The sequence below is a fragment of the Acidobacteriota bacterium genome (genome assembly GCA_035471785.1).
Lineage (GTDB): Bacteria > Acidobacteriota > UBA6911 > RPQK01 > DATIPO01 > JANQFM01.
Genome location: DATIPQ010000098.1, coordinates 1 through 15,858, shown reverse-complemented (window position 1 = coordinate 15,858; position 15,858 = coordinate 1). Strand labels below are relative to the sequence as shown.

Here is a 15,858-nt window from a genome sequence, read left to right as displayed (position 1 = left end):
CTACTCGACCTTCAGCACCACGACCGTGATGTCGTCATGCTGGGCCTCGCCCCTTGAGAAAGCCAGGACCTCGTCCAGCACCAGCTTCTGGATGTCGTCGGCGGTCAGGAAGACGTTTCCCGACACTAATTCCACCAGCCGATCCATCTCGAACTGGCGTCCCTGAGGATCCTGGGCCTCCACGACGCCGTCGGTATAAAAGAGCACCAGGTCGCCTTGGCTCAGTTGCAGCGATTCCTCCTCGTATTCCCGGTCTTCGAAGAGCCCGGCGGCCATTCCTCCGGCCGACAGCTTGCGCACACCCTTGTTGGAGAAGAGCAATGGGGGGTTGTGGCCGGCGTTGCAGTAGGTCAGCGTCAGGCTGTCGGCGTCGAAGTGGCTGAAAACCAGGGTGGCGAACTTGTCGGCGGCCGTTTGGGCATAGAGGTGCGTGTTGAGGGCTGCCACCGCCCGGCGCAGCGTTCCCGGTCCGCAGACGGGGAAATCCCCATCGGCGCTCTGGTAGACCACCCGGGTGCGGATGGCGCTTTGCAGGCTGGCCATGAGCAGGGCCGCCGAGATTCCCTTGCCGCTGATGTCGGCGATGACGATATCCAGCCGCTGGTCATCGAAGGGAATGAAATCGTAGTAGTCTCCGCTCACCATTCGGGCCGGCAGGCACTGGCCGGCAAGGCTGAGGCGGCGCACCTTGGGAATCGTGCGCGGGAACAATTGCTCTTGAACCTGGCGCGCAATCTCCAGCTCTTTTTCCAGGCGTTCTTTCTCGCCCAGTTGGCTGAGGAGGCGGGCGATGCTGGCCGACATTGAATTGAAGGCCGCCGAAAGGGCACCAAGCTGATCGGCCTTGCCTTCAGGGATGGAATAGCCGAATTCGCCGCGGCGAATGCGCTCGGTGCCGCTGTAGATGTTCTGAATGGAGCGGGTGATGTTGCGGGCGATGGCTACGCCTATGAAAAGGGAAACCGCTTCGGCTAAGATGAAGACGATTCCCAGCAGGGCCACGATCTGCAGCAGATACTGGCCCAGGAAGGTCTCCTGGGAGAAGTAGAAGTTGTAGTAGAGCTGTTCCAGGGGCACGCTGATGGCGAAAAGCGACAGCTCGGGATCGAGAAAGCGCATGGTGCTGCCGGTGGTCCAGTCGACGGGCGTGACCACGTGCATCCAGAAGATGTCGCCCCAGCCGCCTTGGCCTTGAAAGAGCACGCTCAGTCCGCGCGCTTCTTTCAGGGGGGTCACCGACTGGGGAGGCGTCAAGCGCAGCGAGGTGCGTTGTTCGATGGCTTCGACCACGGCCTCGTCAAAAGGCAGATCGAGAACCAGCAGCAGCCTGTCTGAAGCCTGGTGCATCTGCTCGAGGCTGCGGAAGTAGAGGCGCCCCCGGTCGTGCACCAAGCCGTCGAAACCCTCCCCGGCCCATTCGGGCAAGAGCAGCGGAGGCGCCTCTTCCGGCAGCCGTCCCGCCGGCCGCAGGGCTCCGTCCGCCGAGCGGAGGAAGACATAGGCGCGCAGATGAGCGTAAGCGGGCTCTTCTTGCAGCAGGTGTTCCCGCTCCTGCAAGGTCGCCTGCAGCAGTTGGCGGGGGCCGCCGGCCTGGCGCCTGGCATAAAAGCCCGAAGCCACCCGGTGAGAAGCTTCCTGCAAGGCTACGGATGTCAGCCGGATCTCATTCTCGAGATAGAGGGCGCTGACCTGGCCGAACACCAGGCGGAAGGAGATGATCCCGATGAAGGTCAGGATGAGGACAGGTATGAGCCCCACGAAGGCATAGGATAGGATGATCTTGTTGCGGACCTTCCACAGGAAGCGCTTGACCAGCCGCCGCATCAAGCGAACGGAATAGTAGGCCAGCGAGATCAGCAGTCCTGCCAGCCCCACGTCGCGCAACAGACCAAAGGCGTTTTGCGGGGCGGCCAGGGTGACGAGCAAGCCCACAAAGAAAAGCAAGGCGGCAACTGCGGTGAATCTGGACATGGCAGAAAAGGCTCATTATAGCCCTTGCCTTTGACACCGAAAGAGAAATGAAGGCCCTGTATGGGTGTGATCGTCGTCTTCATCGATGGAATCGGGCTGGGGGAGAAGGCACCCGGACGCAATCCGCTGGCTTGCTTCGAACCTCGCGTGCTGCGGCTCTTCCGCCGCTCTCCAGGACCCTTTCCGGCCGCCGGACGCTGCCTGGAAACCCGCGTCGACATGGGGGTCGAGGGACTTCCCCAGTCGGCCACCGGCCACACGGCGCTGTGGACGGGCCGCAACGCCGCCCAGCATATCGGACGCCACCTGAGCGGATTCCCCACGCCGGCCCTGCGCGGGCTGATCCAAGACCACTCCCTCTTCCGTCGCCTCAAGGAGGCCGGGAAAAATCCCACCTTCGCTAATGCCTACCGTCCCGTCTTCTTCGAGAAGCGTCCCCGCTGGGTATCGGCCAGCACCGTCATGTGCGAATCGGCGGGCGTTCCGTTGCGCACCGTCGAGCAGGTTCGCCGGGGACGCGCCCTCTACATGGACCTGAGCAACCGAGTCCTGCTGGAACACGGGCTGGTCGAGCGCACCCGCACGCCTCAGCGCGCCGCTCAAGTCCTGCTCTCCCTGGCCGGCGACTACGACCTCGTTCTCTACGAGTACTTCCTCACCGACATCGTGGGCCACCGGGGCGACATGCAGAGCGCCGTCCCCCTGCTGGAGCAGTTGGACCTCTTTCTGGCCAGTCTTGTCCAAGGCCTGGGGAAAGACGGTTCGCTGCTGGTGACCTCCGACCACGGCAACATCGAAGAGATCGATCATCCCCGTCACACCTTTAATCCGGTGGCGACCTTGTTATGGGGACCCGTGTCGGAGGCCTTCCCCGCCGAGGGCCTGGAGATCACCGACATCACGCCGGCCCTTCTGCGCTTCCTGTTGCAGGCTCCGCGTTGATGCTAGACTCGGCTGCGAGGTTCTATGAAGGACAAGGTAGGCCGCTTATGCGAACGGCTTGACCTGACTCCCGAGGAGTTGGCCCGCCATTTGGGCGTGAATCGGCAGGCCGTCATGAACTGGCTTTCGGGACGGGTGCGCGAATCGTCCAAGTCGCCCTTGATCGTCGCGAGACGAGATGGAAGAGCGCCTCAAGGAGTTCTGCCAGCAGGCCCGCGATTTGCGCGACCTCCTATCCGAGGAGGTACACGATTCCTTGCAGGAGATGCTCAAAGGGCGCGGTAAGGGAACCTCGGGTTGATTGCTCAGATCTGTTCCAGCAGAGCTCGCGGGACTTCCATTTTCATCAGCAGCAGGGCGTGGGCGTAGGTCTTGCCTTGCGGATCGATGCCCAGCGACAGCGTCCCGCCGCCGCCCAGCGACTCGTGGAGCAGAAAGTTGAGGGCCTTGATGTTGGGGACTTCAAAGCGCTCAACTTGGCCCTGGCAGATCTCTCCGAAATAGGCTTTCACTTTCTCGGCGGTCAGCTCCCGCCTGAGAAAGGCGTAAGCTGACGGGCTGCGGGCCACCACGCCGATATTGCAGGTGTTTCCCTTGTCGCCGGACCGGGCGTAGGCCAGCCTCTGCAGAGGGACTTCCTGGCGGGGACCTTCGGGCGGCCGGGTCAGCTCCTCCTGGCCGGCGTCCCCGCTTCGGGAAGGGGCCCCGGCCCGGTCGGGCGGCGCCGTCCAGGGCACCGTGACGCTTTCACCCCCGCCCAGCAGCGAAACCCGCGGCGTGACCTCCTCGGCCGGCAACAGGCAGGGCCAGTACGCGACCACGTCCTGAATGCGCGGACGCGCTCCCACGATGGCCACCCCCGGCACGGTGCTCAAGATGACGGAAGGGAACTGCTTGGAAAACTCCGCCACTTTGCCTTTGTCGCGGTCGCGGACGCCGACCTGCAGCAGAATCTCGGGCGGATCGCCCTCTCCCGCCAAGTGCTGATGGCAGGCGTTGTATCCCACCAGGTTGGCCCTGGTTTCCTCGAAGTCGAGGCCCAGACGGCGCAAGAAGATCTCTTCGATGGCGCGGCATTTCTCCACCGCCTCGGGGCGGCTCACGATCACCGTTCCCTGGGCCTTGTAGCCGTCGTGGTAGGAGATCGAAGCCTTCAGGCTCTCGGTGCGCCGCCGGCCCGTGACACCTGAAATCCTCACCTGGTTGCTCCCCAGGTCCTGCAAGCGGATGCTCGAGAACTCGGCCACGACGTCGGGCGTGATGTATTCCTGGGGGTCGCCCATCTCGTACACCAGTTGCTCGCTGACGGTCTTTTCGTTGACCAGTCCGCCCGCCTTTTCGTGCTTGCTGACCAGGAACGATCCGTCCTGGCTGAATTCCACGATGGGATAGCCCATCTGCTGAAACGACTTCACTTCCCGCCAGTCGGTGAGGTTGCCGCCGCTGGCCTGGGCGCCGCATTCGATGATATGCCCGGCCACCACCGCCGATGCCAGCCGGTCCCAGTCGGTCAAGTCCCATCCGAACTCGAAGGCGGGGCCGGCGATAGTGATTCCGGTATCGGTGACGCGCCCGGTCACGATCACCTGCCCGCCCATCTCCAGCGCCTTGATCACCGGTGTGGCGCCCAGGTAGGCGTTGGCGCTTTGAACCCGCTCCCGCACCGCCGACAAGTCCTGCCCTGTCTCCATGTTGGAAAGTTTGTGGCCCCGCGCCAGCAGTTCGTCCAGGCGCTCCATCAGGTCGTCGCCTTCCACAACCGCAATGGGGAGATCGACCCCGGCTTTACGGGCCGCTTCGGCGATCTGCCGGGCGCATCCCGAGGGATTGATGCCGCCGGCGTTGCTGATCACCTTGGTTCCGCTTTGAGCCAGCAGGGGCAGGGCTTTCTCGACCTGATCGACGAAGTCACGCGCATAACCCATCTCAGGATCGCGGGAGCGCTGCTTCTGCAGAATCGACATGGTAATCTCGGCCAGGAAGTCGAGGGAAATGTAGTCGAGAGGTCCCAGCGACAGTTGACGCTGAAAGGCCTCGAGATCGTCTCCCCAATACCCTCCCGCATTTCCTACCCGCACGGTCTTGTCCTTGGCCATGGGCCTAGTCTATCAGCCTTCATTTGCCCTCGCCGCCTCTGACTTGTTGCGTCCAATTCCGATCTTCTGCGTCTAATAAGTGCAAGGAGCGCCAGATGGAAACCACGATCGAATCGATGCGGCCCGAGGACTGGGAATCGGTAGCCGCCATCTACCGGGAAGGCATCGCCACCGGAGACGCCACCTTCGAGACCGAGATCCCCGCCTGGGAGGGTTGGGACGCCGCTCACCTGGCTTGTGGACGCCTGGTGGCGCGACGGGGACAGGAGGTGCTGGGCTGGGCCGCCCTCAGTCCCATCTCAGACCGCTGCGCCTACAGCGGAGTGGCCGAGGTCAGCGTCTACGTCTCTTCAAAGGCCCAGGGACAAGGTTTGGGCAAGGCTTTGCTCAACCGTCTGGTGACAGAATCCGAAGAAGCTGGAATCTGGACCCTGCAAGCCGGCGTCTTTCCTGAAAACGAGGCCAGCATCGGCCTTCACCGCGCCTGCGGATTCCGTACCGTAGGAGTCCGGCGCCGCTTGGGCAAACTCGAGGGACGTTGGCGCGACGTGGCCATGCTGGAACGCCGCAGCGACAAGGTGGGCCTATGACAGCCAATACGAAAGAAGCGATGAAACAAGAGCAACCTAGCCTCGAGGAGATCATGGAAATCCTGGAGCGCACCCCCGAGACCCTGCTGGGCTGGTTGGGAGGCCTCAGCCAGCCTTGGTACAGGGTCAACGAAGGGCCCGACACCTGGAGCCCCTTCGACGTGGTGGGCCACCTGGTGCACGGAGAAGAAACCGACTGGATTCCCAGAGCCGCCATTATCCTGGAGCACGGCGAGGAGCGTCCCTTCGAGCCCTTTGACCGCTTCGCCCAATTCCAGCGCTTCAAGGAGTGGACCTTGCCTGAACTGCTGGACCGCTTCGCCCAACTCCGCGAGACTTCCCTCAAAACCTTGCGGGGATGGAATCTGACGCCGGCCCAGCTCTCTCTGAGCGGAATTCATCCTGAATTCGGAAAGGTCACGCTCAGCCAGCTCCTGGCCACCTGGGCCGTCCACGACCTCAACCACATCTCCCAAATCGCCCGCGTCATGGCTCACCGCTGCCGCCATTCCGTAGGGCCCTGGTCGAAGTACCTTTCCATCCTCCGCTGAGAGAGAAGGCCGTCGCGGCAGTCAGATCCGCTGCAGGATTTCCCGGTAACGACGGGTGGCCGCCGCGCTGGGTTGGCCTCGCTTGCAGAAGGCCAGCTTGCCTAAGTATCGGTGGGGATTCTCGATCACCATCTTTCCGGCCTCGATTTTCGACTCCAGCGTCGCCAGCGCCTGGGCGAAGCGGTTGTCTCGCCTGGCCCGGTCGTAGAAGGAGAGGACATAGACGTAGTAGAAGAGGTTGTAGCGCAGGAACGGGAATTCCGTCTGCATGAAGAGCGAGCCGATCCCGAAGGAGCAAGGGCCCAGCGGACGCCTGACTTCCCAGTGCTCGAGAAGGTTGAGGACGGCCTGGTCGAGGCGCTCGTCGCGGTTCAGGTGCGGGCTGAAGCGGAACGCGTCCAGCACCCACAGCGTCACGCCCGGGTTGGAGCGGTCGCCGATCTCGCCGCGTCCCATGGGTGACTTGTTGCAGCGCCAGCCTCCGTCCTCATGCTGAATCTCGAATAAGTGCTGGAAGGTCTTGGCCAGACGCTGGTCGTCGGCGAAGCCCAGGCGGCAGAGCATGCGGGCGATGTTAGCCGTGTGACAGGGATAGATGGTCCCCTTGGGAGCGATGCGGAATCGCCCGTCCTCGCGCCAGGCGTCCAGTAGCAGTTCGCTACATCCCTTCAGAACCGGGTCGGAGGAACTCATCCCCAGTTCGGTGAGCATGAGGACGCAGTCGACGGTTGAAAAGGGGCTCCCTTTACCCAGCCGGCGATCTGAAGTCGTCCACAGGTCCGCGCCGTGCTGGTTGCGCTTGGAGAGGATAGCTTCCACGTCCTCCTGGTACTCTTTGGGCACCGCCATTCTTCGCCTCCCAACTACTCCATTCGTGAACCTGTTTCAGCGCAAGTTTCGGGCGAAGAAATCCAGGCTGCGCCGGCAGGCCAGTTCGGCGGCCTCCTCATCGTAACGGGTGGTGTGATCATCCCCCTGATCTCCCCTTCTTCGCTCTCCTCTCATTTGGCCGTCGGGATCATCCGCGGGTAGAGCAGGGCGTTGCCTGCCGCCACCACTGAAAACACGATCACCGCGTCCACCATGCTCCACAGGTAGAAGGGTTTGACGGCGTCGTTGTAGTGATTCATGTAAACGGCCGCCAGGCTGATGAAGAAGAGGCAGACCAGGCCGTATCCTTTGAAGCTCTTGGCCCACCATCCCCCGGCGAGCGAAGGTTGCATGAGGTGAAAAAGGCAGACGGCGAAGAACCACATCATGAAGTTGTAGAGCAGCGAGACGGCCAAGTCGCCGCCGCTGAAGTCGGTGTCGAAGACCTGGGGAAAGCGCGCCATGGGAGCATGCATGGGCCCCATGATGGTGAAGCCCTCGATGAATCCTCCCACCAGATAGCGCAGCAGATTCAAGAGCACCGTCAGCGCCAGCAACCGCAGCACAAGTCCGACAGCCATAGTAGTTGAGCCTCCCTTGTCGTCCCGCCAAGAAGGTACACGTCCGTAAGCCGCCCCGCAACCGACCTTACGCGGACAGGCGGGCAGGCGAGTGCGCCGAGCAGACTTTTTGAGTACTATCATCTGTCGATGAACGTCGACCGAGCGACTCTGGATTTGGGATGTGGCCGCAACAAGCTGCCCGGGGCCGTGGGCTTGGACCGCGTCGGACTGCGCGGAGTGGACGTGGTCCATGACCTGAACCAGCCCCCGTTCCCTTTCGCGGACAATTCTTTCCACAAAATCCGGCTGATCCACGTCATCGAGCATCTCGAGTCGATTCTCAAAGTCATGGAGGAAGTGCATCGCCTTGGGAAGCCCGGCTGCCGGGTCACCATCGTGACCCCCCATCACACCGACGCCATCTCGTGGCAAGATCCCACCCACCGGTGGCATCTGAACGGCTACTCCTTCAGCTACTTCGATCCGGACTACCGCACCAACTACTATTCTCCGGCCCGTTTCCGCCTGGTCAGCCACCATCAGGAGCTGGCCTCGATCTGGAAGGTCCTGGGCCTGCAGGCTCTCATCAACCTGGACAACCTCTTCCCCGCAGTCCGCTTCGTCCGCCGTTTTTGGGAACAGCACCTCTGCTTCCTGCTGCGCGGCAAGCAGATGACGTTCGTGCTGGAAGTGCTGAAATGACCCGCAACACGTTCGTGTCGAGGACGATGCGAATCAACGTTCCCGAGCCCTTCGAACCGCCTCGCCTATGTCAGCGGGCTTCAGGCCTGCGGCGCGCGCCTCTTGCCTGGCCTTCTCCAGGATTCGATCAAAGTCCCTCATAGATGGTGCCTCGATCCTCTTAAGCACCACCACGCCGTCCTCGCCGACGACAATGAAGCGCTCTCCCAGGCCATACCCTTTTCTTGCCCCGTGGTTGACGACTCAGTCCGAGGTCCTGACAGGCGAAGAAAGCGATGGCGGCGGCAGCCGGTCTTCGATCGAATCGGGACTCAGGTTGAGGCGTTCGATCACAGTCTTGAATCGAGGGTCGCTGCGAAGTCCATCGAAGAGTGGGTCGACGAGAATCTCCAGGACAAGCCGGTTGCGTTCATGATAGGCACGTTCCAGCCAGGCCAGGGCCGATTCCCGATCACCCGCCCGCGCGTAGGCGCGAGCGAAGTGCATCGCGGCCACGTATTCGCCTTGGGACAACTTGGCTTGCAGACGTTCGACCTGTTTAGCGAAGACAGCCTTGATGGCTGGGGCGTAACCCGCTTGCTGGTAAACGCTCTCAAAAAGCGCCGCCAGTTCACGGTCGCCCTGCAGAGTCAGCGCCCGCAGGAACGACCTGGCTGCGGCGACTTCCTGTCCCAGTCTTTCGTAGACTTGCGCCTGCAGCTCGAAGGTCAAGGCGTCATTCGAGTCGAGTTGAAGCGTCTTGGAGAACTGTTTCAGTGACTCCTCGTCGCGGCCTAGAAGGTAGAGGGCCCAGCCGAGGTTGCGATTGTACCGAACCGAAAAGGGGTCTAACACGAGCACATGGGTGAACTCAGCAATGGTTCGTTCCTCCCATTTCAAGAGCCAGGAGAACGATCCCATGTGGTTATGGACTTCCGCGTAACTCGGATTGAGCTCCACTGCTCGTTTGAAAGATTCGAGTCCGCCTTTCCAGTCTCGGTCGCGGTAGAGTCGAAGGCCCGCCAGCGAGTTGTAGGCCTCGGCCAAGTCGGGGTCGAGTTCGAGGGCTTTGAGCGTGGCGTCCTCCATCAGAGGCCAGCACTCATCGGGCGGCAGCCGGCCTTGCGAGACGGCAAATCCATAGAAGTCGGCGATCCCGGAGTAGGCGGCCCCAAAGCCCGGATCGAGTTCCACCGCTTTTTGGAAGTGACCTAGACTCCTGCGGTAGTCTTCGAAAGTGGCCTTGTTCCAGTAGAAGCGGCCCCAGAGATACTGCTCCAGGGTTTCGGGATCGACAGCGCGCCGTTTGCGAGGCGAAGGGCCACGATTCCCTCTCAGCTTCTGGGCGAGTTCCCCGACTACTCGCTCCGCGATCGCGTCCTGGACGGAGAAGATGTCGTGGAAGTCCTCGTCGAATCGATCCGACCAGAGCTGCCTCCCGTCCGCCACGCGGATCAATCGTGCGGTGATACGAATGCGTTCGCCATCGCGTAGAATGCTGCCGTCGAGCACGGCGTCGACAACGAGTTCCTGGCCAGCCCGCACTGGGTCAAGCTCTAGACCATGGTATTTGCGAGATGCCGATATCGGCCGAACGATCATGTCCCCCGCCGCGCTCAACTGGGTGATCAGCGTGTCGGCCATGCCCATCTCGAGAGCCTCATCGCGCGCTCCGGGCAGCAGCGGCTTGAATGGCAGTACGGCTACCGATTCAAGCAGGTCCGAGTCTGCGGGAGGCAGCGTCGGATTCTCGGCGAGCGAAGCCAGGTAGACCAGCCCGAGCAAAGCGATTACAAAGGTCAAGCCCCCGCCCACGAACAGGCCCCGCCACTTTTGCCATCCGATTGGCGGAAGATCCTCGGTTCCCGCCTTGCTGACTGCGCCGGTGCCATCAAAGGAGGCGTCGCAACCTCTCTCCAGGCGATAACCCCGACCGTGCACCGTCTTCAGGCATTTCGAGGATTCGAGGCCCAACGCCTGGCGAATTTCCTCGATGCATTTGCCTAGAGCCCCGTCGGTGACTGCCCTGCCCAGCCAAAGGTCCTCGATCAATTGGTCCTTTGAAATCAGGCGGCCTTGAGCTTGGGTGAGATAGCGAAGGACTGCAAAAGTCTGGGGACGCAGATGGACGGGCTCCTCATTTCGCAGCAGAACGCCACGACCCAGGTCCAGGACACAGTCTTGAGAAAGTCGGATCGTCTCGTCGCTCATAGAGTACAAGCGGGAGCCGTTGCGGTCGCGAGGCATGGCGCTTTCCCTTAAGGTGCAACCTGCGTTCGCGAAAGTTTCCCCAAACTTTCGCGGAACTTTCGATACCGTTTGCCGGGCAATATATAGAATCTCCGCTCGGCGAGGCGCATCGAGGGATCCGATGAACCCTGGCGCCCCGCGAGAATTATAGAGGATTGCAGCCAAGGGCTGCGCGCGATGCGGCGCATGCTGCCGAAGGTTTCGGTACGTCTAGGCGTGACTCAGCCACACCAGCCCCTGGCGGCGCCCAGAAGACTCCAGGAGATTAAAGATGATTCGTCACAAGTTTCGTTTGTTGTTGTTGCTGCTTCTTACCCTGTGCGGAGGGCCCCTGTGTCACCTGATTGCCCAGTGCCAGGTCTCGGCCGTGACGGCAGGTCTACGGGCTCCCGTGAAGATTGTTTTCAGTGGCTCCGACCACCTCATCGTTACGGAAGCCGGGAATGGACCCAACACGGGGCGCATTTCAGTGGTCGACGTGACCAGCGGGATCAGGCGAACGCTCGTCGAGGGCTTGCCTTCGGGGTTTTCGCCGCCCGATAACGCTCCCAGCGGGCCCAGCGGCATCGCTCTGCGCGGCCGGACGCTCTACTTGGCAATCGGCAACGGAGACGTCACGGTTGCCGGTGCTGTCCCAGGCACAGACGTTCCTAACCCTATTCCTTCCTCGCCGATCTTCAGCTCGGTCCTGGCGTTACACTTCAGTAACTACGTTGAGGACTCAACCGCCGGTTTCGCCTTGACGCTGGAGGATCACGAAGCCCTGAGTGAACGGTCTCAGCTCAAGCTGGACAACGGTATGGGCGACAAGCTGACGATCCGTCTTATCGCGGACTTCCAGGACTGGGTTGCGGACCCAAGACCGGGGGAACCGAACGCTGTGCGCCATTCCAATCCTTTTGGGTTGGCGGTGCTCGATGACGAGCTCTACTTGAACGACGCCAGCATGAACTCGATCCGGGTCATCCAACTGACCACCGGGGACAGCGAAACACTGACGACCCTTCCGCCACTGCCCAACACGCGGCCATTCGGTCCTCCCCTCGTCGAACCGGTTCCAGACAGCATCCGGGCTCTCTCTTCACAGGAACTTCTGGTCACTCTCCTAAGCGGGTTCCCCTTCCCTCCGGGCCAGGCACGGGTGCTCCAGGTCGACCGGGAAACCGGCGCCGCCGAGGCGCTCATCACGGGTCTCACCTCCGCCATCGATGTTCTCCCCTATCGGAGCTTTGGTAACGAGATGTCGTATCTCACCCTCGAATTCAGCGCCGATATGCTGGTTCCGGGCACGCCGGGGCGGCTGAGGCTCTTTTCCCCCGGTAGTTCGCCGGTTGACCTCTCCACATGCCTTATCACACCTACTAGCATGGCCCGCGATCAGCAAAGCGGCGACATCTATGTGTCGGAGATTTTCACTGGCAGAATCGTGCGAGTTGTCCCCTAAACCCAAAGCGTCCTATTGCGGGGCCGCATTTCTCCGAATGTCGCCCCGAACCGACGCCACCCTGGCCGGAACTCTCCTCAAGCAGGGGGGCCGGCCAGGGCAGCGTGTGACAAGGCCTGATTCCCGCGAGGACAGTCGCGTGGAGTGTCGGAGCTATAGCACTCGGTTGCTTCTTGTGGGTCTGGATTTCGGGGCAGGTACCCCAGCGAACTGTGAGGGCCGCGCCAAGTCTGATTATTGCTCTAAGCTTATTCCCGTGTGCCGAGCCTGCGGTTCGGTTCGCCTCATGAGGGCCTCAGTCTGGCTTGGGCTGGAAAGCGTTGGAGTTTTTGATGCGCGTATTTATCAGTCATTCATCCAAGGCCAAGCCCGCAGTTGAGGCGCTGGCCATCTTTCTGCGCCGGCGCGGAATCGAGGCCTGGCTGGACAAGTGGGAGATTGCAGCCGGCGACGACATCGTGGCTTCCATCAATCAGGGCGGGTGATGGCTGCACGTCACTGTTCGTCCGGCTCGACAACCGGCCAGCCTGCTACGAGCTTGGGCCCCTCGCGGGCAGATGTTGATCCACAAACTCCCTCGGTGTCAGGATGTTCACTCCTCGATACTCCTCGACTTCTACTAGCGCCTTGTCGCCGCTGATGACGAATTCACAATCCAATGCCACGGCGCAGGCCAGGAACTTGTCGTCGTCTGGGTCTATGCAGACCTGTTCCTCAAGTACAACGGGGTCTACAAGCCTCGATCTGATCGCTACTAGCCGGAGGAAAGGCTCCAGATCGACATGACGGTATTTTTCGGCCAGCCTTTCGCCAGTTTGCCAGTATTCCTCAAGAATCTCTGTGGACACGACGATCTGTATCAGCCCGCCGCGCCAAGCTTGCAGAATTTCTCCCGGAGGACCACCGAAGAAGAGCCCGGACAGCAACACGTTCGTGTCGAGGACGATGCGAATCAACGTCCCCGAGCCTTTCGAACCGCCTCGCCAATGTCCGAGGGCTTCAGTCCCGCGGCGCGCGCCTCTTGCCTGGCCTTGTTCAGGATCTGATCAAAGTCCCTCATAGATGGTGCCTCGATCCTCTTAAGCACCACCACGCCGTCCTCGCCGACGACAATGAAGCGCTCTCCGGGCTCCAAGCCCAGTCGTGTCCGAACTTCCTCAGGAATCACCACCTGCCCCTTCGATGACATCTTGGTTGTCGCTACTTTTGACATCGCTGTATCCCCAACTTACCAGTAAGACTATACACGCGACAGTGCGAGCTCGGCAAGTGTCTGTGAGCTTCGAGAATGAGAGGAGGAACAAGACGGTAGAAGAGGAAGTAGTAGCTGCGAAAAAAGCGAAGAAAGGGGCCTTCTCACGTCTTGACCCGATGCTGTACCAACTTGTGGGCGATGCCTACAGTTGAGGCTGGGATGTAGATTCCTTCGTCTTTTCTCGGCTCAGTCGGCGGCGCTGGGACGCGGCGGGCCGGAACACGACGGAACATGAATTTGGGCACATTCTTAGAGGCGATGTCTTCTCTAGGCCTCTTATCCCCTTGGTATCGAAAGCTCTGCGTGACATAAGAGTAGATGCACTAATTGGCCATCAGAGAGTGCTCAGGGATCTTGAGAGGCGTTCGCTTCTCCACCGCCTTTTAAGGCGGTGGATTCTTGGTGCGGCTAAAGTCGCCTAAAGGGTCCTTCTGGTTGATGATCCCAAGCTGTTTTTCCTGATCCTGGGCACGGCAGCAGCCACCTTCAATCTCTTCGAAAGTCTGCTCACGGCCCTTTTGATGTTCGCTCTGCTTTACGCGCTGGCCCGCTGGGCGGCGCAGAATGACCCCGCCGTGCTCAAGGTGCTGCTCAATTCCTCCAAGCAGCGACATCCACACCACCATGCGCTATGCGCACTTCGCGCCCAGTCATGCTCACAGGAGCGTGATCGAGGCGCAGCGCCGCGAAGCGGCAGAAGCCGAAATTACGCAGGCGGCAAACAGGCAACAGGCGAAATGACCGAGAGGGAAATGGAACAGGCGGACGGCTAACTCGTTGATTCTATTGGTGCCGGAGGGGGGATTCGAACCCCCACGAGGAGTAAACCTCGCCAGATTTTGAGTCTAAAATCGGCGAGATCCAAAGCTGTCCAAAACTAGGAAAAACCCAACAACGACTCGGGTTTTCGCCACACAGACCGATCCGTTCCTATCCCTTTCTGGCCGTTTCCAGGTGGATACAAACTGGCTACACTCGGCGGCCCCTCCGCCCTTGGGCACCTTTCAGACCAGCACTCGACGATCCAGGCTTTTCCTATTGCTAAAACCTTCCCACCACACCGAACGATAAGCGTCCGAGATTGAAGTCTTCGCCGCCGATGTCCCAGATACGGAGCCAGTCGCTTTGAAAGACCCGGATTGCGAAGTGTTCGGTGACCCCGACATCCACCCCACCCCCGATCACAGTCGAGAAGCCGGTTTCGCCAACCCCGACGCCGAGTAAACCAGCGCTGATACGGCTGGCACCAAACAGGACATGTCCGAAGCCGCGAACACGCCCGGTGCGGCGAGTGAATTCAGGGCCAATGGCAAAGCTGTACCAAGAGACATCAAGAACCCTGAAGTCAGTGTAATGGCCCGACACATCACCCGTAATGGCCAGCCAATCGGTCAAGTGGCCAGTGATGGCTCCGTTGAAGCCGTTCCAGTTGAGGCCGCCCGAATCCCCTTCCGAGCGCCCGTAGCTGTATCCTCCAAACAGAGTGACTTTCGTCGGTTCAGGAGCTGCAGGGAGGGGTGCGGCTGCCGCCTGGGGCGCCTCGGCATCAATGATGAGTTTAACCAGTCTAGATGAAGCACCGGCTCCCCTGAGAATCATGATGTCGAATGCAGACTTCTCGCAGGCGCAACCCGAAACAGCAATCTTCTCGATGATGATGTCTTCGGAAACACCCGATTTGAGCATCTGGATGATGTCCTCATTTGTGAGGGGTTCTTCCTGAGCTGAAACAAATCCGGTCAGCGTGACGGTCAAAAGTAAGACAAGCTTGTGCATTGCAAGTCCTCCAATGAATCTAAGAATTACATTTAGAAATGGGTTCAGAGTACACTCTCAATTGGCTACGAGAGAGCATAGCATAGAATTTCGTCGCTCTGAAACATCGTCTCTCCTTTCGTTGCGGGTCGGGGCCGTGGCCGCTGAAGATGGCGTGATCGGGGCTTACACCGTCTTGCTCGGAGAAACCGGTATGCGAAAGTCCGAGGGCTTGCGGCTCAAGGGGCAACACATCCGCCAGCGAGAGCGGATGGTCTTGATTGGCCGCGCCAAGAGCGGGAAGGTGAGGTCCGTGCCCTTGTCGGATCTCGCCTTGGAGTGGCTTGGGAAAGTGATCCGCTTTATCGACATTCCATTGGTTTTCGTTGACCCGGTACGCAACAGGCCCTGGCTCGACCCCCGGACACCGTTCGCAAGGGGGAAGGCCAAGGCGAACCTGGAATGGGTCGGCTTTCACGGGCTGCGTCATTTCAGGGCAACCCAATGGCTCATCCATGGGGTGGATGTCAACACGGTCAAGGAACTGCTGGGCCATGCCACCATCCAAACCACCATGCGCTACGCGCACTACGTCCAGACGCACGCGCTCAAGGCCGTGCGCGGAGCGCAGCGAAACGAGGCTGAGGAGTGGAGACAGTCAGTGGATACAAAGAGGAGACAGGGACGATGAAGACGGGGCAGCGGATCAAGCCGAACGGCGCTAAGTGGTTGATTCTATTGGTGCCGGAGGGGGGATTCGAACCCCCACGAGGAGTAAACCTCGCCAGATTTTGAGTCTGGTGCGTCTGCCAGTTCCGCCACTCCGGCTGTTTGAGCGGATTCACAGTATAGCGAAAGTTAGGGTGTGTTGGTAGGGAATGGTGATGGTC

The 15,858-nt window shown here is 60.7% G+C and carries 16 protein-coding genes and 1 tRNA gene; 8 read left to right on the top strand and 9 right to left on the bottom strand.

The features are described from left to right. Positions 1 to 1,971, bottom strand: a complete 1,971-nt coding sequence (locus VLU25_13940) for a SpoIIE family protein phosphatase (GenBank protein HSR69033.1) — start codon at positions 1,969 to 1,971, stop codon at positions 1 to 3. A 60-nt stretch (positions 1,972 to 2,031) separates the two neighbouring features. On the opposite strand from VLU25_13940, the gene VLU25_13935 reads away from it, so the two are divergent. Next, positions 2,032 to 2,913 carry a peptidase gene (locus VLU25_13935; GenBank protein ID HSR69032.1) on the top strand — a complete coding sequence of 294 codons (882 nt, stop codon included), beginning with the start codon at positions 2,032 to 2,034 and terminating at the stop codon, positions 2,911 to 2,913. 178 nt (positions 2,914 to 3,091) lie between these two features. Further along, entirely contained in the window at positions 3,092 to 3,214 is a 123-nt protein-coding gene (locus VLU25_13930) for a hypothetical protein (GenBank protein ID HSR69031.1), read from the top strand. Between the two features lie 4 nt (positions 3,215 to 3,218). Here the strand turns inward: VLU25_13930 and VLU25_13925 are convergent, their stop codons facing one another. After that, positions 3,219 to 5,009, bottom strand: a complete 1,791-nt coding sequence (locus tag VLU25_13925; protein ID HSR69030.1) for an acyclic terpene utilization AtuA family protein — start codon at positions 5,007 to 5,009, stop codon at positions 3,219 to 3,221. Between the two features lie 95 nt (positions 5,010 to 5,104). Here VLU25_13925 and VLU25_13920 point away from each other — a divergent pair, with 95 nt between their 5' ends. Together VLU25_13920 and VLU25_13915 are read left to right on the top strand one after the other, a co-directional pair. Further along, positions 5,105 to 5,599 (top strand): GNAT family N-acetyltransferase, encoded by a 495-nt coding sequence (locus VLU25_13920; protein HSR69029.1) that lies wholly within the window; start codon positions 5,105 to 5,107, stop codon positions 5,597 to 5,599. A gap of 20 nt (positions 5,600 to 5,619) precedes the next feature. Beyond that, positions 5,620 to 6,150: a DinB family protein gene (locus VLU25_13915; GenBank protein HSR69028.1), complete on the top strand. Its 531-nt coding sequence runs from the start codon at positions 5,620 to 5,622 to the stop codon at positions 6,148 to 6,150. 21 nt (positions 6,151 to 6,171) lie between these two features. On the opposite strand, the gene VLU25_13910 is transcribed toward VLU25_13915, so the two are convergent. Both VLU25_13910 and VLU25_13905 read right to left on the bottom strand, forming a co-directional pair. Then, positions 6,172 to 6,999, bottom strand: a complete 828-nt coding sequence (locus tag VLU25_13910; GenBank protein HSR69027.1) for a prenyltransferase — start codon at positions 6,997 to 6,999, stop codon at positions 6,172 to 6,174. Between the two features lie 152 nt (positions 7,000 to 7,151). Beyond that, a complete protein-coding gene (locus tag VLU25_13905) occupies positions 7,152 to 7,601 on the bottom strand; it encodes a hypothetical protein (GenBank protein HSR69026.1) in 450 nt (149 codons plus the stop codon). Between the two features lie 129 nt (positions 7,602 to 7,730). On the opposite strand from VLU25_13905, the gene VLU25_13900 reads away from it, so the two are divergent. Further along, entirely contained in the window at positions 7,731 to 8,285 is a 555-nt protein-coding gene (locus VLU25_13900; protein ID HSR69025.1) for a methyltransferase domain-containing protein, read from the top strand. Between the two features lie 243 nt (positions 8,286 to 8,528). Here the strand turns inward: VLU25_13900 and VLU25_13895 are convergent, their stop codons facing one another. After that, a complete protein-coding gene (locus VLU25_13895; GenBank protein HSR69024.1) occupies positions 8,529 to 10,475 on the bottom strand; it encodes a winged helix-turn-helix domain-containing protein in 1,947 nt (648 codons plus the stop codon). Positions 10,476 to 10,785: 310 nt separating this feature from the next. Between VLU25_13895 and VLU25_13890 the strand changes: the two genes are divergently transcribed. Both VLU25_13890 and VLU25_13885 read left to right on the top strand, forming a co-directional pair. Next, a complete protein-coding gene (locus VLU25_13890; protein HSR69023.1) occupies positions 10,786 to 11,958 on the top strand; it encodes a ScyD/ScyE family protein in 1,173 nt (390 codons plus the stop codon). Between the two features lie 332 nt (positions 11,959 to 12,290). Next, positions 12,291 to 12,443, top strand: a complete 153-nt coding sequence (locus VLU25_13885; protein HSR69022.1) for a toll/interleukin-1 receptor domain-containing protein — start codon at positions 12,291 to 12,293, stop codon at positions 12,441 to 12,443. 45 nt (positions 12,444 to 12,488) lie between these two features. Here VLU25_13885 and VLU25_13880 read toward each other — a convergent pair whose 3' ends face one another. The 3 genes from VLU25_13880 to VLU25_13870 form a co-directional block, all read right to left on the bottom strand. Next, entirely contained in the window at positions 12,489 to 12,914 is a 426-nt protein-coding gene (locus VLU25_13880; GenBank protein ID HSR69021.1) for a putative toxin-antitoxin system toxin component, PIN family, read from the bottom strand. Between the two features lie 682 nt (positions 12,915 to 13,596). Further along, positions 13,597 to 13,839: a hypothetical protein gene (locus VLU25_13875; protein ID HSR69020.1), complete on the bottom strand. Its 243-nt coding sequence runs from the start codon at positions 13,837 to 13,839 to the stop codon at positions 13,597 to 13,599. Positions 13,840 to 14,254: 415 nt separating this feature from the next. After that, complete coding sequence (locus VLU25_13870) at positions 14,255 to 14,989, bottom strand: hypothetical protein (GenBank protein ID HSR69019.1); 735 nt, start codon at positions 14,987 to 14,989, stop codon at positions 14,255 to 14,257. Positions 14,990 to 15,125: 136 nt separating this feature from the next. Here VLU25_13870 and VLU25_13865 point away from each other — a divergent pair, with 136 nt between their 5' ends. Further along, positions 15,126 to 15,659: a site-specific integrase gene (locus VLU25_13865; protein HSR69018.1), complete on the top strand. Its 534-nt coding sequence runs from the start codon at positions 15,126 to 15,128 to the stop codon at positions 15,657 to 15,659. Positions 15,660 to 15,707: 48 nt separating this feature from the next. Here VLU25_13865 and VLU25_13860 read toward each other — a convergent pair. Then, positions 15,708 to 15,796: transfer RNA gene (locus VLU25_13860), tRNA-Leu, on the bottom strand. Positions 15,797 to 15,858: the final 62 nt, after the last annotated feature.